We start from the raw sequence: 17,710 nt of genomic DNA, 5'->3' as shown, positions 1-17,710 counted from the left end.
GCTGATGCTGAACTATGCCAACAATGCCGACGTCACGGGCAATCTGGTGCGCGGCGGCACGAAGAAATGCCTCTTCATCTACAATGCCCACAAGAACCTCATCTGGAACAACCGCTTCGAGGGCTGCGGCATCGGTATCCATTTCACCGCCGGTTCCGAGAAGAACGTGCTGACCGGCAACGCCTTCATCGCCACCGCGAGCAGGTGAAATATGTCGCACGCGCAACATGGAATGGAGCCATGAGCGCAGGGGGAATTTCTGGTCCGACCATCCCGCCTTCGACCTCAACGGCGACGGCATCGCCGACAGCTTCTATCGCCCCAACGATCTGATGGACCAGATCCTCTGGTCGCAGCCCGCGGCAAGCCTGCTCATCGGTTCGCCCGCCGTGCAGCTCGTGCGCTGGAGCCAGCGGGACTTTCCCGCCACGCTGCCCCGGCGTGCGCGACAGCGCGCCGCTGATGCGGCCCCTTGCCATATCCGTCCCGCCCGAAATCCTCGGCTTTGAGGCCGAGGCCGCCGGTCGCTGGGCCGAAGGAAATCATGATGACACCGACCCTGACAATCTCTCGGCTCACTAAACGCTTTGGCGATGTGGAAGCGCTGAAAGCCGTTTCGCTGACGCTGGAGGCGGGGCGGCGCGCGGCCCTGCTCGGCCATAACGGCGCGGGCAAATCGACCCTGATGAAGATCGTCCTTGGCCTCGTTCCCCATGACGGCGGCGAGGTTTCGGTCTGCGGCGCGGCGCCCGGCTCGCCCGCGGCGCGCACGCAGGTGGCCTATCTGCCGGAAAACGTCGCCTTCCACCCGGCCCTGACCGGGGAGGAGCAGCTTCGCCACTATCTCGCGCTGCGCGCGAAAGCCCGAAGCAGGCCATGGCGCTTCTTGGCCGTGTCGGGCTGGAGAAGGCGGCGCGGGGCGGATCGGCACCTATTCCAAGGGTATGCGCCAGCGTGTCGGCCTCGCGCCAGACGCTGATCGGCCGTCCGCGTCTGCTCGTGCTGGACGAGCCCACGTCGGGCCTCGACCCGGTGTCGCGGCGGGATTTCTACGATCTCCTCGACGGCCTCGCCGCCGAGGGGACCGCGATCCTGCTCTCCTCGCATGTGCTGACCGAGGTGGAGGCGCGCACCGACCGTATCCTCATTCTCTCGGCGGAAAACTGGTGGCGGAAGGCACGCTTGCCGATCTGCGCGCCCGCGCGGCACTGCCCTCTCATTTCTCGTTCGCCCCGCTTCCGGCCACGCGCCGGCGCTGACGGCGGCCTTTCCCGAGGCGGTTGCGAGCGCAGACGGGCTCCTGCGTCTTTCCTGCACGCAGGCGGAAAAGCTGCCCCTGCTTGCCCGCATGGCCGCGCTCGGCGGCAAGGTCGCCGATCTCGATGTGATCCCGCCGAGCCTTGAGGATATCTACAGCCATTTCAGCAGGAGGGATGGGCAATGAACCGCATCCTCGCCACCGCGATCTCGGAATTCCGCATCGCCTTCCGCAATCGCTGGGTCTCCATCGCGACGGGCATGATGATGCTGTTCGCGCTGGTGCTCGCCGCCGCCGGTGCCGCCCCCACGGGAGGCGTCGGCGTGGACCGGCTCTCGGTGACGGTCGCCTCGCTCACCTCGCTTGCCGTCTATCTCGTGCCGCTCCTGGCGCTCCTGATGAGTTTCGACGCCGTGGCGGGCGAGGTGGAGCGCGGCACGCTGCCGCTTGCTTCTCACCTATCCCGTCTCGCGCCTGCAGATCCTCATCGGCAAGCTCCTCGCGCATCTTGCGATCCTCGCCCTCGCGGTCACGCTGGGTTACGGCGCGGCGGCGCTGGTGGCCGTCTGGTCCGATGCCGAGGCGATCAGGGGGCTCGGCGCGCTGTGGCGGCTGATCTGGTCTTCGGTCCTGCTCGGGGCCACCTTCCTCGGCGCGGGCTACGCCCTTTCGGCCCTGGCGCGCCGGCCTTCCGGGGCCGCCGGTCTTGCGGTCGCGCTCTGGCTCGTGGCGGTGGTGCTTTACGATCTCGCGCTGCTTGCGCTGATCGTCTCGGATGGCGGCGGGGCCTTTACCACGCAGGCGCTGCCCGTTGCTCTGCTTGCCAATCCCGCCGACGCCTTCCGCGTCTTCAACCTCTCGGCGGCGGAAGCCGTTGCGGCGGCCGGCGGCATCGGCGGTGCGGCGGGCGCCATTGCGCTCTGGCAGTCGGCCGCCTCGCTCTTCCTCTGGCCGCTTGCCGCCATCGCGCTTGCGGTTGCGGCCTTCCGCAAGGTGACGCCATGAAAAATCGCATTCGCCCCGTTCTGCTCGTCGCGGCGCTCGTGCTGCTTTCCGCCTGCCGGGAAGAGGCGGTTCAGAGCACAGTGCCGCAGGACATGACGCCCGAGACCCTCGGCCACTATGCCAGATGAACCTCCTGGAGCATCCCGGCCCAAGGCGCAGGTCTTTCTGGAGGGCAACGCCGCGCCTCTGTTCTTCAGCCAGTGTGCGCGACGCCATCGCCTATATGCGCGGCCCCGAGCAGGTCGCGCCGATCCTCGCCGTCTATGTGACCGACATGGGCAGGGCGGGCGCGACCTGGGACCGGCCCGGCGACGGCAACTGGGTCGTCGCCGACGAGGCCTTCTACGTCCTCGGCTCGGCGCGGGCCGGCGGCATGGGCGCTCCGGAGGCGGTGCCCTTTTCCAGCCGGGAGCGCGGCCGAGGATTTCGCCCTCGCCGAGGGCGGCCGCGTGCTGACGCTCGCCGATATCACCGATGACATGGTTCTCGCCCCGGTCGAAGCCGGTGCGGAACAGGGGAGCGAAGACGACGCCGATTTCGACGGCCGCCTGCGTGCCCTGCCCAACAAAGCCGGAGGTTGACCCATGCCTATCACCCGACGCCGCCTGATCACGATTTCCGCCGCCCTGGCCATCCTGCCCGCCACCGCCCGCGCCTCTGCGAGGGAAACGACCCGCCAATGGACGGGGCAGGCGCTGGGCGCGCGCGCCTCGATCCGGCTCGACCATCCCGACGGCGGGGCCATCGCCGCCCGCGTCATGGCCGAGATCGACCGGCTGGAGGATATCCTCAGCCTCTACAGGCCGCAGAGCGCATTGTCCCGCCTGAACCGCGACGGGTCTCTTGCCACCCCGCCTTTCGAATTGCTGGAATGCCTGTCGCTGGCCGGTGCCGTGCACCGCGCGAGCGGCGGCCGGTTCGATCCGACCGTGCAGCCGCTCTGGGCGCTTTGGGCCGAAGCCGCGGCAGGCGGCACAAGGCCCGCTGCCAGGACGGTCGAGACGGTGCGGCGGAAGACCGGCTTCACGAAGGTGGAACTGGACGCCGCGGCCATCACCCTCAGGCCCGGCATGGCGCTGACGTTGAACGGGATCGGCCAGGGCTATGTCGCCGATCGGGTCGCCGCCCTGCTGGAGGCCGAGGGGCTCAGCGACATCCTCGTCGATACCGGAGAACTACGCGCGCTCGGCGGCAGGCCGGACGGCGAAAACTGGCCGGTGCGCCTGGAGACGGGCGAGCGCCTGTCGCTGCGGCAGCGCGCGCTCGCCACCTCCGCGCCGCTCGGCACGACCTTCGATCAGGCGGGCCGCGACGGCCATATCCTCGATCCCGCGACCGGCATGCCGGCGGTATCGGCGTGGCGTTCCATCTCGGTCTCGGCGCCCTCCGCCGCCATCGCCGACGCCCTTGCCACCGCCGCCTGCCTGATGCCCGAGCCGGAGGCGATCCGGCGCATGCTCGGGCATTTCGAGGGCGCCCGTCTGGAAGCCGGCGCGTAGCCGCGCCTTCGGGTGCCGCAACGGCGACAGGGCGAAACGGCACCCGGAATATCCGGATGCCGTCTTCATCTTCGGGTTATGCGCCGGCGGCCGCGTCCGGCGTCTCGAAGCGCGGGAAGAGGACGGCGTTCTCGATATGCATGTGCGCCACGAGATCGTCGGTGAGTTTCCGCAGCCCCGTATAGAGTGCGGTCCACGAGCCGCAAGCCCCCTCCGGCAGCGCCATGCCATGGGCGGCATGCTCGATATCCTGAAGAAGCCTGGCGGTATCGGCATGCTCATGACGCATTTGCGCGATGGGGTGGGATATCCGCGTGTTTTGACCCTGCCGCATCAAGGGGAAGAGGATTTGCTCTTCGCTCGTCATGTGGTCTTCCAGTTCGTCCCTCAGTGCGACCAGTGCCCGGGCAAGCCCGGACGGGGCGACCGGATGATCGCCGTGGACGCGCTCGACCTTCTCGGCAAGCGGTATCAGGAAGGCCAGTTCGCGGCGATGGGTCTCATGATAGCGCGAGAGAAGGTGGTCGATGAGCGGTCCGGTCTCCCGCGGCGCTTCGAGACCGGCCGCCCGCCGGAGCGCCTCCAGTTCGGCAAGCAGATCGGCCGGCGACAGTCCGGCCCGTGCGGCCGCATCGCGAAGCGGGATGTCGCCCGCACAGCAGAAATTGATGGCCGAGCGCCGGAACAGCTCGGCCGCACCCGGCAGTTCGGCGGCGATGGTCGTCACGGTGGTTTCGAGAGAAAGCGTTTGCATGCTCGATCCTTTGAAAGGTGGATGGGCCCCCAATTTGCAGAATCGGCACGCGCCGTCTTTGCGCCGGGCCGAACAAAAGATCGCATGCGGGAAACGGTATCGCGACCCTGCTTGTCGCATCGCAAAGAGTGCGACAATTCGGCGGGCCGGGAGCCTTTTCATTGCGCGGCATGATTGGTAAGCCTTGGTGCGAGAGGTTTCGATGAAGACGCATCTGCAACAGTGCCGGAACGGATGGGTGGCCTTCGCCGTCGCCGTGCTGATGGCGTTGCAGGTTCTTCTCAGCCCCCTGGCTCAGGCATCCGCGGCCGGCAACTCCCCGGTGGATGCCTACGGCAATCCCCTCTGCATCACCCACCTTGACGAGCAGAAGCCGGCGTCGACGCCGGGCAAGGAGCGTTCGCCCGCGCCCGATTGCTGCACGCTGGCCTGCGGTATGGCCGCGGGTCTCGTTTCGCCCCATCGTCCCGTCCTCATTCCGTTCAATCCGCTCGCACAACCCTCGCAGCGGATTTTCGACGGTTACGAGGACCATGTGCCCCTGGCGCATGACTCTCTGCCCGGACATCCTCGCGGCCCCCCGACGCTCGCCTGATCGCCGGGCAATGCCGGCAAGCTGACCAAGCCTATGTCGCGTCGCGGGTTCTCCCCGTCCGATCGCCGCCCGGTCATGCCCTCAGCCGCCTGCCGCACGCCGTCGCGACCCCACTTCCTTTCCTTTTCCACCATACCTTGCCGGCAGGGATGACCGGCTCCATCGGAGAATGACAATGCTGAAAAGAACACTTGCAACCATTGCCGCCATCGCGCTCGGTTCGAGCGCCGCCCTTGCCCATGTTTCGCTGCAGGTGAAGGAGGCGCCGGTCGGTTCGACATACCGCGCCATCTTCCAGGTGCCGCACGGTTGCGAGGGCAATCCGACCAACGTGGTGCGCGTGCAGATCCCCGAAGGCGTGATCGCGGTGAAGCCGCAGCCGAAGGCCGGCTGGACACTCGAAAAGGTCAAGGGCGCCTATGCCAAATCCTACGACTACCACGGCACGCCGACCGGTGAAGGCGTGAAGGAGATCGTCTGGAGCGGCGGAACGCTCGGCGACGACGAATATGACGAGTTCGTGCTGAGGGTCTATCTGACGAAGGATTTGCAGGCGGGCGAGACGCTTCATTTCCCGGTGGTGCAGGAGTGCCCGGACGGTCTCGCCGAGCGCTGGATCGAAATCCCAGCCGAAGGCCAGTCGGATGACGATCTCGAGCTTCCCGCGCCCGGCGTGAAGCTGATCGAGGCCGCCGGCGCGGCCGCCGGCGGCCTCGATCAGCTTCACGCCGGGCGCGGGAAGCTCGAGATCGTCATCCGACTGGCCTTCGGCTGGGATTTCGATCCAGCGCTCGGCGAGACCGTCCGGGCACTCCTGCACCACCGGGAAATGAAGCGTCTCGCCCGCCTGCAAATCCTTCGTCAGATAGACCCTCAGCACGAACTCGTCATATTCGTCGTCGCCGAGCGTTCCGCCGCTCCAGACGATCTCCTTCACGCCTTCACCGGTCGGCGTGCCGTGGTAGTCGTAGGATTTGGCATAGGCGCCCTTGACCTTTTCGAGTGTCCAGCCGGCCTTCGGCTGCGGCTTCACCGCGATCACGCCTTCGGGGATCTGCACGCGCACCACGTTGGTCGGATTGCCCTCGCAACCGTGCGGCACCTGGAAGATGGCGCGGTATGTCGAACCGACCGGCGCCTCCTTCACCTGCAGCGAAACATGGGCAAGGGCGGCGCTCGAACCGAGCGCGATGGCGGCAATGGTTGCAAGTGTTCTTTTCAGCATTGTCATTCTCCGATGGAGCCGGTCATCCCTGCCGGCAAGGTATGGTGGAAAAGGAAAGGAAGTGGGGTCGCGACGGCGTGCGGCAGGCGGCTGAGGGCATGACCGGGCGGCGATCGGACGGGGAGAACCCGCGACGCGACATAGGCTTGGTCAGCTTGCCGGCATTGCCCGGCGATCAGGCGAGCGTCGGGGGGCCGCGAGGATGTCCGGGCAGAGAGTCATGCGCCAGGGGCACATGGTCCTCGTAACCGTCGAAAATCCGCTGCGAGGGTTGTGCGAGCGGATTGAACGGAATGAGGACGGGACGATGGGGCGAAACGAGACCGCGGCCATACCGCAGGCCAGCGTGGCAGCAATCGGGCGCGGGCGAACGCTCCTTGCCCGGCGTCGACGCCGGCTTCTGCTCGTCAAGGTGGGTGATGCAGAGGGGATTGCCGTAGGCATCCACCGGGGAGTTGCCGGCCGCGGATGCCTGAGCCAGGGGGCTGAGAAGAAACCTGCAACGCCATCAGCACGGCGACGGCGAAGGCCACCCATCCGTTCCGCACTGTTGCAGATGCGTCTTCATCGAACCTCTCGCACCAAGGCTTACCAATCATGCCGCGCAATGGAAAAGGCTCCCGGCCCGCCGAATTGTCGCACTCTTTGCGATGCGACAAGCAGGGTCGCGATACCGTTTCCCGCATTGCGATCTTTTGTTCGGCCCGGCGCAAAGACGGCGCGTGCCGATTCTGCAAATTGGGGGCCCATCCACCTTTCAAAGGATCGAGCATGCAAACGCTTTCTCTCGAAACCACCGTGACGACCATCGCCGCCGAACTGCCGGGTGCGGCCGAGCTGGTTCCGGCGCTCGGCCATCAATTTCTGCTGTGCGGGCGACATCCCGCTTCGCGATGCGGCCGCACGGGCCGGACTGTCGCCGGCCGATCTGCTTGCCCGAACTGGAGGCGCTCCGGCGGGCGGCCCGGTCCTCGAAGCGCCGCGGGAGACCGGACCGCTCATCGACCACCTTCTCTCGCGCTATCATGAGACCCATCGCCGCGAACTGGCCTTCCTGATACCGCTTGCCGAGAAGGTCGAGCGCGTCCACGGCGATCATCCGGTCGCCCCGTCCGGGCTTGCCCGGGCACTGGTCGCACTGAGGGACGAACTGGAAGACCACATGACGAGCGAAGAGCAAATCCTCTTCCCCTTGATGCGGCAGGGTCAAAACACGCGGATATCCCACCCCATCGCGCAAATGCGTCATGAGCATGCCGATACCGCCAGGCTTCTTCAGGATATCGAGCATGCCGCCCATGGCATGGCGCTGCCGGAGGGGGCTTGCGGCTCGTGGACCGCACTCTATACGGGGCTGCGGAAACTCACCGACGATCTCGTGGCGCACATGCATATCGAGAACGCCGTCCTCTTCCCGCGCTTCGAGACGCCGGACGCGGCCGCCGGCGCATAACCCGAAGATGAAGACGGCATCCGGATATTCCGGGTGCCGTTTCGCCCTGTCGCCGTTGCGGCACCCGAAGGCGCGGCTACGCGCCGGCTTCCAGACGGGCGCCCTCGAAATGCCCGAGCATGCGCCGGATCGCCTCCGGCTCGGGCATCAGGCAGGCGGCGGTGGCAAGGGCGTCGGCGATGGCGGCGGAGGGCGCCGAGACCGAGATGGAACGCCACGCCGATACCGCCGGCATGCCGGTCGCGGGATCGAGGATATGGCCGTCGCGGCCCGCCTGATCGAAGGTCGTGCCGAGCGGCGCGGAGGTGGCGAGCGCGCGCTGCCGCAGCGACAGGCGCTCGCCCGTCTCCAGGCGCACCGGCCAGTTTTCGCCGTCCGGCCTGCCGCCGAGCGCGCGTAGTTCTCCGGTATCGACGAGGATGTCGCTGAGCCCCTCGGCCTCCAGCAGGGCGGCGACCCGATCGGCGACATAGCCCTGGCCGATCCCGTTCAACGTCAGCGCCATGCCGGGCCTGAGGGTGATGGCCGCGGCGTCCAGTTCCACCTTCGTGAAGCCGGTCTTCCGCCGCACCGTCTCGACCGTCCTGGCAGCGGGCCTTGTGCCGCCTGCCGCGGCTTCGGCCCAAAGCGCCCAGAGCGGCTGCACGGTCGGATCGAACCGGCCGCCGCTCGCGCGGTGCACGGCACCGGCCAGCGACAGGCATTCCAGCAATTCGAAAGGCGGGGTGGCAAGAGACCCGTCGCGGTTCAGGCGGGACAATGCGCTCTGCGGCCTGTAGAGGCTGAGGATATCCTCCAGCCGGTCGATCTCGGCCATGACGCGGGCGGCGATGGCCCCGCCGTCGGGATGGTCGAGCCGGATCGAGGCGCGCGCGCCCAGCGCCTGCCCCGTCCATTGGCGGGTCGTTTCCCTCGCAGAGGCGCGGGCGGTGGCGGGCAGGATGGCCAGGGCGGCGGAAATCGTGATCAGGCGGCGTCGGGTGATAGGCATGGGTCAACCTCCGGCTTTGTTGGGCAGGGCACGCAGGCGGCCGTCGAAATCGGCGTCGTCTTCGCTCCCCTGTTCCGCACCGGCTTCGACCGGGGCGAGAACCATGTCATCGGTGATATCGGCGAGCGTCAGCACGCGGCCGCCCTCGGCGAGGGCGAAATCCTCGGCGCGCTCCCGGCTGGAAAAGGGCACCGCCTCCGGAGCGCCCATGCCGCCGGCCCGCGCCGAGCCGAGGACGTAGAAGGCCTCGTCGGCGACGACCCAGTTGCCGTCGCCGGGCCGGTCCCAGGTCGCGCCCGCCCTGCCCATGTCGGTCACATAGACGGCGAGGATCGGCGCGACCTGCTCGGGGCCGCGCATATAGGCGATGGCGTCGCGCACCTGGCTGAAGAACAGAGGCGCGGCGTTGCCCTCCAGAAAGACCTGCGCCTTGGGGCCGGGATGCTCCAGGAGGTTCATCTGGCAATAGTGGCCGAGGGTCTCGGGCGTCATGTCCTGCGGCACTGTGCTCTGAACCGCCTCTTCCCGGCAGGCGGAAAGCAGCACGAGCGCCGCGACGAGCAGAACGGGGCGAATGCGATTTTTCATGGCGTCACCTTGCGGAAGGCCGCAACCGCAAGCGCGATGGCGGCAAGCGGCCAGAGGAAGAGCGAGGCGGCCGACTGCCAGAGCGCAATGGCGCCCGCCGCACCGCCGATGCCGCCGGCCGCCGCAACGGCTTCCGCCGCCGAGAGGTTGAAGACGCGGAAGGCGTCGGCGGGATTGGCAAGCAGAGCAACGGGCAGCGCCTGCGTGGTAAAGGCCCCGCCGCCATCCGAGACGATCAGCGCAAGCAGCGCGAGATCGTAAAGCACCACCGCCACGAGCCAGAGCGCGACCGCAAGACCGGCGGCCCCGGAAGGCCGGCGCGCCAGGGCCGAAAGGGCGTAGCCCGCGCCGAGGAAGGTGGCCCCGAGCAGGACCGAAGACCAGATCAGCCGCCACAGCGCGCCGAGCCCCCTGATCGCCTCGGCATCGGACCAGACGGCCACCAGCGCCGCCGCGCCGTAACCCAGCGTGACCGCGAGGGCGAGGATCGCAAGATGCGCGAGGAGCTTGCCGATGAGGATCTGCAGGCGCGAGACGGGATAGGTGAGAAGCAGCGGCAGCGTGCCGCGCTCCACCTCGCCCGCCACGGCGTCGAAACTCATCAGGAGCGCCAGGAGCGGCACGAGATAGACGGCAAGCGAGGTGAGCGAGGCGACCGTCACCGAGAGCCGGTCCACGCCGACGCCTCCCGTGGGGGCGGCACCGGCGGCGGCGAGCACCAGCGCGAACAGCATCATCATGCCCGTCGCGATGGAGACCCAGCGATTGCGGAAGGCGATGCGGAATTCCGAGATCGCGGTGGCGAGGATGCGGTTCATTGCCCATCCCTCCTGCTGAAATGGCTGTAGATATCCTCAAGGCTCGGCGGGATCACATCGAGATCGGCGACCTTGCCGCCGAGCGCGGCCATGCGGGCAAGCAGGGGCAGCTTTTCCGCCTGCGTGCAGGAAAGACGCAGGAGCCCGTCTGCGCTCGCAACCGCCTCGGGAAAGGCCGCCGTCAGCGCCGGCGCGTGGCCGGAAGCGGGGCGAACGAGAAATGAGACGGGCAGTGCCGCGCGGGCGCGCAGATCGGCAAGCGTGCCTTCCGCCACCAGTTTTCCGCCCGAGAGAATGAGGATACGGTCGGTGCGCGCCTCCACCTCGGTCAGCACATGCGAGGAGAGCAGGATCGCGGTCCCCTCGGCGGCGAGGCCGTCGAGGAGATCGTAGAAATCCCGCCGCGACACCGGGTCGAGGCCCGACGTGGGCTCGTCCAGCACGAGCAGACGCGGACGGCCGATCAGCGTCTGCGCGAGGCCGACACGCTGGCGCATACCCTTGGAATAGGTGCCGATCCGCCGCCGCGCCGCCTTCTCCAGCCCGACACGGCCAAGAAGCGCCATGGCCTGCTTCGGGCTTTCGCCGCGCAGCGCGAGATAGTGGCGAAGCTGCTCCTCCCCGGTCAGGGCCGGGTGGAAGGCGACGTTTTCCGGCAGATAGGCCACCTGCGTGCGCGCCGCGGGCGAGCCGGGCGCCGCGCCGCAGACCGAAACCTCGCCGCCGTCATGGGGAACGAGGCCAAGGACGATCTTCATCAGGGTCGATTTGCCCGCGCCGTTATGGCCGAGCAGGGCCGCGCGCCGCCCCGCCTCCAGCGTCAGCGAAACGGCTTTCAGCGCTTCCACATCGCCAAAGCGTTTAGTGAGCCGAGAGATTGTCAGGGTCGGTGTCATCATGATTTCCTTCGGCCCAGCGACCGGCGGCCTCGGCCTCAAAGCCGAGGATTTCGGGCGGGACGGATATGGCAAGGGGCCGCATCAGCGGCGCGCTGTCGCGCACGCCGCCGGGCAGCGTGGCGGGAAAGTCCCGCTGGCTCCAGCGCACGAGCTGCACGGCGGGCGAACCGATGAGCAGGCTTGCCGCGGGCTGCGACCAGAGGATCTGGTCCATCAGATCGTTGGGGCGATAGAAGCTGTCGGCGATGCCGTCGCCGTTGAGGTCGAAGGCGGGATGGTCGGACCAGAAATTCCCCCTGCGCTCATGGCTCCATTCCATGTTGCGCGTGCCGACATATTTCACCTGCTCGCGGTTGGCGATGAAGGCGTTGCCGGTCAGCACGTTCTTCTCGGAACCGGCGGTGAAATGGATACCGATGCCGCAGCCCTCGAAGCGGTTGTTCCAGATGAGGTTCTTGTGGGCATTGTAGATGAAGAGGCATTTCTTCGTGCCGCCGCGCACCAGATTGCCCGTGACGTCGGCATTGTTGGCATAGTTCAGCATCAGCCCGTGTTCGCGGTCGCCGAGGCTGAGATTGTCGAGGATCTTCGCCTTGTTGGAGAACATGATGGCGAAGCCGAGATGGTTCCCGATCGAGATGTTGCCGGAGACCTCGGTGTTGCGGGTGTACATGAAGTGCACGGCAAAACGCAGGTCGCGCATGACGTTGCCCCGGTAGATGCTGTCGGCGCTGGCATTGGAGAAGATGCCGTCGCGGCCGTAGCGGATGACATTGTTCTCCAAGAGCGTGCCCGGGCTGTTCCAGACATAGATGCCGTTGCCGCGCTCGTTCATGCGCGCGCTGTCGGTCCCGATGATCTCGTTTGCGCTGACGACGGCATCGCGCCCGCCATGCACGTCGATGCCATGCATGTTGCCGGTGACGAGCAGTTTCTCGATGCGCGCACGGTCGGCGCCCTCGATAATCTTCACCCCCGCATCAAGGTCCTGGTTCACGCGGCCCGAGCCGGTGACGGTGAAGCCCGTCAGCGTCACGTCTTCGGCGGAAATCGTCATCACGCTGCCCTGCCCCTGTCCGTCCACCACGGCAGCACGGGAGCCGGAAATGGTCAGCGGCCGGTCGATGGTGACGGGGCCGGCATGGACCCCGTCGGCAAGAACGAGCACATCGCCGGGGGTCGCCCCGGCGATGGCCGCTGCGAGGCTGCCCGTGCCCGGCGCGACGGCACGCTCCGCCGCGGCCAGCGGCGAAGCGAGAAGAAGGCCGATCAGGAGGACGGGCAGCCGCATTCTTCAGGCGTCCTTCGGTTCCACGAACATGCGCCCGCGCATCTCCATGTGCAGGGCGTGGCAGAACCACTGGCAATAGTACCAGTAGAGGCCCGGATTGGCCGCCACGAAGGTGACGGAGCTCGTCATCTGCGGTCCGACCTCCATGGCGACGCCATGATTGCCCATGGTGAAGCCGTGCGTCAGGTCGTCGATCTCGTCGAGATTGGTGACGATGACCGTGACCTCGTCGCCCTCCTTCACGGTGAAGCTTTCCTGGCTGAAGCTCGGCGCGACCGACGTCATATAGACGCGCACCTTGTTTCCGTCGCGGATGACGGCATCGGTCCACTCGTCGATATCGACGCCGTCGGCCTCGGCCTGCTTGCGGGTTTCGGCCCAGAGCGGATCCTTGCGGTCCCACACGGACTTGATGTTCGGCAGGATCGAGGGCGCGACGGCGATGGCGTCATGCGGCTCGGCGAAGTTCGGGCCGTCATGCACCAGCACCATCTTGTCGCCGGAGATGTCGATGAGCTGGTCGTTTTCCGGCTTCAGCGGGCCGACGTTCAGGAAGCGGTCCTTGGAGAACTTGCACAGGCACACCAGCCAGTCGTTGGTGGCATCCAGCGTCTCGCCCATGACCGTCTTCAGGTGGCCGGGCTGATACTGGACGTCGAGCTTGTCCTTGATCGGGTCGATCTTCTCACCGGCATAGGCCCGGATGGCCTCGTCGATGCTCCACTTCACCACCTGGCTGTCGAGGAAGAGCGAAGTATAGGCATTGCCGCGACCGTCGAAGGCGGTGTGCAGCGGGCCGAGGCCGAGTTCCGGCTCCGCCACCACCGCGCTGCGCGGCTCGGCATTGTCGTAGAAGATCGCGTCGAACTTGGTGACGTCGAGCACGGTGACGGTCGGCGAGAGCTTGCCGGCCACGCACAGGTGCTTCTTGTCCGGCGCCATGTTGCAGCCGTGCGGGTTGTTGGCGATCGGGATGTAGCGGGTGAAGAGCGACTTGGCTTCCTTGCGGCCGTCCACGACCTTCACGCCGTTGATCTCTTCGTACTGGCCCGCGGCAATCGCCTTTTCGATCTCGGCGAGATTGAAGACGACGACATGGTCCATCTCGGACTTGGTCATCTCCTCCAGCGTCATGCCCATTTCGGAATTGTACGAGGTCGAGAAGGCCCACTTGCCCTCATAGTCGGCATCGCAGTTGTCGAGGTTGCCCGAGACCTGCACCTGCCAGGCGACTTCCCACTTGTCGGCATCGACGGCGGTGAAGATGTTCACGTAGGTCGAGACATCCGTCATGGTCGAGCCGTCGTTGACGAGGGGCGCTTCGTCCTCGCCGTTGCAGAACACGTAGTTCGAGCGCGGCCATTTCTGCGGGCGCAGGCCATGGATGCCCTTGGCGTTCGGGATCTCCAGGATGGCGTCGGTCTTCATCACGTCGCAGCGCACGCGCGCGACGCGCGTGTTGGCCTTGTCGTTCATGAAGAGATAACGGCCGTCATACTTGCCCTCGGTGAAGGACATGTGGACGTGGTGCAGGTCGCCGTTGTCGTGGATCTTCTTGCCGTTGGCGGCAAGCTGCTTCTTCGTCTTCTCCGTCATCGTGCGCTGGTGGATGAGGATCGATTCATTCGTCTGGCCCCAGCCGGTGGCCGAGCAGCGGTTGAACACCGGCACCCGCATCAGCTCGCGCATCGACGGGATGCCGAGAATGCGCATCTCGCCGGATTGGCCCGAGGACCAGAAGCCGTAATAGTCGTCCAGCTTGCCGGGCGCGACCGAACCGTCGGCTCCGGCCGCGGCGCGGGCAGGCGTGGCCAGGCCCGCGGCGCCGAGGCCGAGCGCGGCCGGCCCCATCGTGCCGGCGAGAACAGCCGTCCCTGCCGTGGCGCTGAAGAGCGCGCGGCGGCTCAGCCCCTTGTTTTCCTTCGATTCCATCATCGGTTCCTTCCTTCGTTAAACCTTGGCTGCGGGTTGCGGGACCGGGCCGCCGGGGCTTGCCGCGAGCTTGGCGCGCGACTTCATCTTCTTGATCACCACGGGGCATACGGTTTCGGACTGGTAGAGCACCTGGCAGTGCAGGCAGTTGATGCACTCGTTCGGATTGATCTCGCCGGTGCGGTGGATCGCCTGCACCGGACACTGGATCGCGCAGGTCTGGCAGGGGTTTCCGCATTCGTGGTAGCGCTTCAGCCAATCGAACATGCGCATGCGCGCGGGGATGGCCAGCGCCGCGCCGAGCGGGCAGAGGTAGCGGCAGTAGAACCGCTCGACGAAGAGCCCCGCGACGAGAAGCGCGACGGCATAGGCGACGAACGGCCAGGCGCGGATGAACTTCAGGATGATCGCCGTCTTGAACGGCTCAATCTCGGCAAGGTGCTCGGCCTGCTCGACGCTCATCAGCGAGACGCCGAAGAGGCCGAGGAAAATCATGTACTTGACCGGCCAGAGCCGCTCGTGCAGGCCCCAGGGCAGCGTCCATTGCGGAATGCGCAGCTTGCGGGCGATCTGGTTGGTCAGCTCCTGCAGGGCGCCGAAGGGGCAGAGCCAGCCGCAATAGGCACCCCGCCCCCAGAAGAGCAGCGCGGCGGCGACGGCGAACCACAGGATGAAGGTGAGCGGATCGAGCAGGAAGGCCTGCCAGCTGAAGCCGGTCACCAGCGAACCGAACAGCGCCATCAGGTTGACGACCGAAAGCTGCGCATTGGCGTACCAGCCGAGGAAGACCAGCGTGAACACCAGGAAGCCGATGCGGAAGATGTAGAAGCCCTTGGCGTTCCTGACCGCATAGGTCTGGAAGAAGAACACGCCGGTCAGCACCACCAGCATGGCGGCCAGAACCACGATCTTCAGCTTGGAATCCTGCCAGATGCGCTTCCACAGGTCCACCTGCGCGGAGCCTTCGTCACGGGCGGCCACGGCGATGGCTTCCTTTGCCGGCGGCGCGATGGCGCGCAGATATTTCTGCGGGAGCTGGTAGCCGAGGTCGAACGTATGGAAGACCTTCTCGATCGGCCCGACCTCGCGCTGCGCGAGAAGCTGGATGCGGAAGGGTTTGGCCGGATCGAAGCCGAGACCGGCGGGAATGCGGAACAGGTCCATCTCGGTGAATTCGGGCGCGCCGGCGAGCGCGATGCCGCCGAGACGGCGATGGTCGCGGTCGCGGAAGCGCACGGACACATCGTCCTGGATCAGCACGATACGGTCGAAGATGCCGCCGCGCACATATCCCGAGCCCTTGAAGGAATAGAGGCCGCGCGCCATCACCGCGACGGCGTTCTCGCCCTCTTTCAGCCAGCCCTTGAGATTGGCCTCTCCGGCCGGGCCGAGCAGAGCCCCGCCGATCGCGGGGACGGAGACCAGCGCCGCCTGCATGTCGATGAAGGTCGTTTGCGGCGCTTCGGCAATCGCCCGCTCGCGCGCCCGTTCGTCGGGATGCGCGGCGAAGGCGCCATTGACCTGCGCCACGTCGAGCGAGAGCCGGCGCAAGGTGCCGTCGCCCTCGGCCTCGGTCCAATCCGCCGGCGCGGCGGCGGCGGGATCGATCTCGAAACGCGGGCCGGCAGTCTCCACTTCAGGCGCGAGCCCGCCAAGACCAAGCGCCCGTGCGACCTTCAGGCCCGAACGGACAATCGAATCGTCGATCACCATCACCGTCACGGTGGCGCCGGAGATGATGTCCACCTCATGCGCCGTGCCGCCGGATTTCGCCTCCGCGACGAGGTCGAGCCCGGCATAGCCGGCCACCAGCGCTTTCACCTTGGCATCGGGAATGCCGATGAGCACGATGGGCTCGGAATGCTTGACAAGCCGGACGCTGATGATCTTCGCATCCAATCCCACCGCCACGAGCGTGTGGATCGGCTTGCCGGAATAGCCCGTCGTGCCCACGAAATCCGAGGTGACGAAGACCCAGGCGAGCGTATCGCCGCCTTTGAGCACCGGCGCCACCGCGATGTCGTCGCGCACCGGACCGAAACCATCGGCGCCCGGCACGAGATCGGAGGCTACCTCACCGGGCAAATATTCCTGCAGCACCGGAGCAGCGTGAGCGGACACCGCAAGGCACAGGCTGGCGCAGAGCAGAAGGACTAGTCGGACGAATTTCATTCCAGAGCATTCCCGCAGATCGTTGCAGGAGCATTGGAGGGTTCAGGCCCGGCGGTCGTTGACTTGTGTCAAACAGGGCAACTCGTCAGGCAATATCTTTGAGGAGCGCAATGTTTCATATGGCGGCCGTGTAGACGAGAACGCCTACTCGTCCTCCGCGACACCCCGGCGCCAGTAGGAAACGACGAGATGCTGATGGCTGGCGAGATGCTTTTCCTGGCGGGCAAAGGCGCGGATGGCACGAAACGCGTTGAACTCGGCGGCGGCCCACAGGTAGAGCCGTTCGTCCTTTTCCGGGAAATCGGCCCCGCGGATCGCATCCATGAGAAGGGTCGTGGTGCCGGGAGGGCGGCCGTCACGAAAGAGCCATTCGATCTCGACCTTCGACGTCGTCGTCAGGGTTTGGACCTCAGCCGCATCCGCGACTTCGAGGAACGCCTTGCCGCGCGCGCCGGCAGGCAGGTGTTCCAGCATGCGGGCGATGGCGGGAAGCGCGGTCTCATCGCCGGCGAAGAGATACCAGTCCGCATCGACGAGACCGCCGCCGCCCGGGCCGACCACACCGACCCGGTCGCCCACGCGCGCTGTTTCCGCAAAGCCCGAGCCGGGGCCTGCGTCGGCGTGCAGCACAAAGTCGATGTCGAGCGTTCCAGCGGCAAGATCGAGGGAACGCACCGTATATTTGCGCATGAGGGGCCGCAGCTCGGGGCGGTCCCAGGCGATGACGCCGTTGCTTCCCACATGCGGCCATTGCGGTTCGACAGCTTCGGGGCACTGGATCATGAGGTTGAGATGCAGCGCATCGAGGCCGGCAAAGCGGGCGACGTTCTCCGCGGCAAGTGTCAGCCGGCGCATATGCGGGGTGAGCGTGCGACAGCCGACGACTTCAAGGGTCTGGAAATTCGGCGGGCGGACGATTTCCCCGCCATCACCGGTCCAGGCGATAACGGGCGGATCGTTGCCGGCAAACTCCAGGATATGCGAAGCAACGGACATGCGCGCGAGATAAAGGCCCTCAAGGTCCGGCGCCGCGACGTCGACCAGCGTCTCCTCGCCATCGCGGGTAAAAGCGGCGCGGACAGCGCCGAGCCTCAGCACGGGACCTGCCGGCCCTTCGCTCACCTCGGCGTTGTGCTCGATCATATGATCGCAGAACTCAGCGATGACTGGACCGGGATTGCGCAGCGCGATCCGGGCCCGGGCGGTGTATTCACGTCGCATATCGTGTCC

18 protein-coding genes and 4 pseudogenes are annotated in these 17,710 nt (G+C 66.7%); 11 read left to right on the top strand and 11 right to left on the bottom strand.

Annotated features, from left to right (window positions below; all coding sequences use genetic code 11):
- Together AB3G45_RS01910 and AB3G45_RS01905 are read left to right on the top strand one after the other, a co-directional pair.
- Positions 1-582: pseudogene (locus tag AB3G45_RS01910) on the top strand (NosD domain-containing protein); the annotation flags it as partial.
- A complete protein-coding gene (locus AB3G45_RS01905) occupies positions 545-979 on the top strand; it encodes an ATP-binding cassette domain-containing protein (RefSeq protein ID WP_367828949.1) in 435 nt (144 codons plus the stop codon). The pseudogene AB3G45_RS01910 and the gene AB3G45_RS01905, both read left to right, overlap by 38 nt.
- A gap of 237 nt (positions 980-1,216) precedes the next feature.
- Here the strand turns inward: AB3G45_RS01905 and AB3G45_RS01900 are convergent, their stop codons facing one another.
- Entirely contained in the window at positions 1,217-1,420 is a 204-nt protein-coding gene (locus AB3G45_RS01900; RefSeq protein WP_367828948.1) for a hypothetical protein, read from the bottom strand.
- Between the two features lie 20 nt (positions 1,421-1,440).
- On the opposite strand from AB3G45_RS01900, the pseudogene AB3G45_RS01895 reads away from it, so the two are divergent.
- The 6 genes and pseudogenes from AB3G45_RS01895 to AB3G45_RS01870 form a co-directional block, all read left to right on the top strand.
- Positions 1,441-1,644 (top strand): annotated as a pseudogene (locus AB3G45_RS01895) (ABC transporter permease); the annotation flags it as partial.
- Between the two features lie 61 nt (positions 1,645-1,705).
- Positions 1,706-2,263, top strand: coding sequence for an ABC transporter permease (locus AB3G45_RS01890; RefSeq protein WP_367828947.1), 558 nt, complete (start codon positions 1,706-1,708; stop codon positions 2,261-2,263).
- The gene (locus tag AB3G45_RS01885; RefSeq protein WP_367828976.1) at positions 2,260-2,391 is read left to right on the top strand and encodes a hypothetical protein; all 132 of its coding nucleotides are present in this window, start codon (positions 2,260-2,262) and stop codon (positions 2,389-2,391) included. The genes AB3G45_RS01890 and AB3G45_RS01885 overlap by 4 nt, the downstream gene beginning before the upstream one ends.
- Positions 2,388-2,741: a nitrous oxide reductase accessory protein NosL gene (locus AB3G45_RS01880; protein WP_367828946.1), complete on the top strand. Its 354-nt coding sequence runs from the start codon at positions 2,388-2,390 to the stop codon at positions 2,739-2,741. The genes AB3G45_RS01885 and AB3G45_RS01880 overlap by 4 nt, the downstream gene beginning before the upstream one ends.
- The gene (locus AB3G45_RS01875) at positions 2,713-2,844 is read left to right on the top strand and encodes a hypothetical protein (protein WP_367828945.1); all 132 of its coding nucleotides are present in this window, start codon (positions 2,713-2,715) and stop codon (positions 2,842-2,844) included. Before AB3G45_RS01880 ends, AB3G45_RS01875 begins: the two co-directional genes overlap by 29 nt.
- 3 nt (positions 2,845-2,847) lie before the next feature.
- Positions 2,848-3,762, top strand: a complete 915-nt coding sequence (locus AB3G45_RS01870; RefSeq protein ID WP_367828941.1) for an FAD:protein FMN transferase — start codon at positions 2,848-2,850, stop codon at positions 3,760-3,762.
- Positions 3,763-3,838: 76 nt separating this feature from the next.
- On the opposite strand, the gene ric is transcribed toward AB3G45_RS01870, so the two are convergent.
- Positions 3,839-4,516 (bottom strand): iron-sulfur cluster repair di-iron protein, encoded by a 678-nt coding sequence (gene ric / locus AB3G45_RS01865; protein ID WP_367828944.1) that lies wholly within the window; start codon positions 4,514-4,516, stop codon positions 3,839-3,841.
- A gap of 202 nt (positions 4,517-4,718) precedes the next feature.
- Between ric and AB3G45_RS01860 the strand changes: the two genes are divergently transcribed.
- Both AB3G45_RS01860 and AB3G45_RS01855 read left to right on the top strand, forming a co-directional pair.
- The gene (locus tag AB3G45_RS01860; protein ID WP_367828943.1) at positions 4,719-5,111 is read left to right on the top strand and encodes a hypothetical protein; all 393 of its coding nucleotides are present in this window, start codon (positions 4,719-4,721) and stop codon (positions 5,109-5,111) included.
- A 175-nt stretch (positions 5,112-5,286) separates the two neighbouring features.
- Positions 5,287-5,805: pseudogene (locus tag AB3G45_RS01855) on the top strand (YcnI family protein); the annotation flags it as partial.
- Positions 5,806-5,811: 6 nt separating this feature from the next.
- On the opposite strand, the pseudogene AB3G45_RS01850 reads toward AB3G45_RS01855, so the two are convergent.
- Positions 5,812-6,336, bottom strand: a pseudogene (locus AB3G45_RS01850) (YcnI family protein); the annotation flags it as partial.
- Positions 6,337-7,162: 826 nt separating this feature from the next.
- On the opposite strand from AB3G45_RS01850, the gene AB3G45_RS01845 reads away from it, so the two are divergent.
- Positions 7,163-7,789: a hemerythrin domain-containing protein gene (locus AB3G45_RS01845; RefSeq protein WP_367828942.1), complete on the top strand. Its 627-nt coding sequence runs from the start codon at positions 7,163-7,165 to the stop codon at positions 7,787-7,789.
- Positions 7,790-7,865: 76 nt separating this feature from the next.
- On the opposite strand, the gene AB3G45_RS01840 is transcribed toward AB3G45_RS01845, so the two are convergent.
- The 8 genes from AB3G45_RS01840 to AB3G45_RS01805 form a co-directional block, all read right to left on the bottom strand.
- Positions 7,866-8,780: an FAD:protein FMN transferase gene (locus tag AB3G45_RS01840; protein ID WP_367828941.1), complete on the bottom strand. Its 915-nt coding sequence runs from the start codon at positions 8,778-8,780 to the stop codon at positions 7,866-7,868.
- A gap of 3 nt (positions 8,781-8,783) precedes the next feature.
- On the bottom strand, positions 8,784-9,368 hold the full coding sequence (locus tag AB3G45_RS01835) for a nitrous oxide reductase accessory protein NosL (protein ID WP_367828940.1): 585 nt from the start codon (positions 9,366-9,368) through the stop codon (positions 8,784-8,786).
- On the bottom strand, positions 9,365-10,186 hold the full coding sequence (locus AB3G45_RS01830) for an ABC transporter permease (RefSeq protein WP_367828939.1): 822 nt from the start codon (positions 10,184-10,186) through the stop codon (positions 9,365-9,367). The genes AB3G45_RS01835 and AB3G45_RS01830 overlap by 4 nt, the downstream gene beginning before the upstream one ends.
- Entirely contained in the window at positions 10,183-11,085 is a 903-nt protein-coding gene (locus AB3G45_RS01825) for an ATP-binding cassette domain-containing protein (RefSeq protein WP_367828938.1), read from the bottom strand. The genes AB3G45_RS01830 and AB3G45_RS01825 overlap by 4 nt, the downstream gene beginning before the upstream one ends.
- A complete protein-coding gene (locus tag AB3G45_RS01820; RefSeq protein WP_367828937.1) occupies positions 11,048-12,376 on the bottom strand; it encodes a nitrous oxide reductase family maturation protein NosD in 1,329 nt (442 codons plus the stop codon). Before AB3G45_RS01820 ends, AB3G45_RS01825 begins: the two co-directional genes overlap by 38 nt.
- A 3-nt stretch (positions 12,377-12,379) precedes the next feature.
- Positions 12,380-14,311: a TAT-dependent nitrous-oxide reductase gene (gene nosZ, locus AB3G45_RS01815; protein WP_367828936.1), complete on the bottom strand. Its 1,932-nt coding sequence runs from the start codon at positions 14,309-14,311 to the stop codon at positions 12,380-12,382.
- 15 nt (positions 14,312-14,326) lie between these two features.
- The gene (locus tag AB3G45_RS01810) at positions 14,327-16,480 is read right to left on the bottom strand and encodes a 4Fe-4S binding protein (RefSeq protein WP_367828935.1); all 2,154 of its coding nucleotides are present in this window, start codon (positions 16,478-16,480) and stop codon (positions 14,327-14,329) included.
- Positions 16,481-16,624: 144 nt separating this feature from the next.
- Positions 16,625-17,701 (bottom strand): DUF2218 domain-containing protein, encoded by a 1,077-nt coding sequence (locus tag AB3G45_RS01805; protein ID WP_367828934.1) that lies wholly within the window; start codon positions 17,699-17,701, stop codon positions 16,625-16,627.
- Positions 17,702-17,710: the final 9 nt, after the last annotated feature.

Origin of the sequence: Shinella sp. S4-D37 (assembly GCF_040812195.1) — a bacterium.
Taxonomy (GTDB): Bacteria; Pseudomonadota; Alphaproteobacteria; order Rhizobiales; family Rhizobiaceae; genus Shinella.
This window is presented reverse-complemented; position numbering and strand designations above follow the sequence as displayed.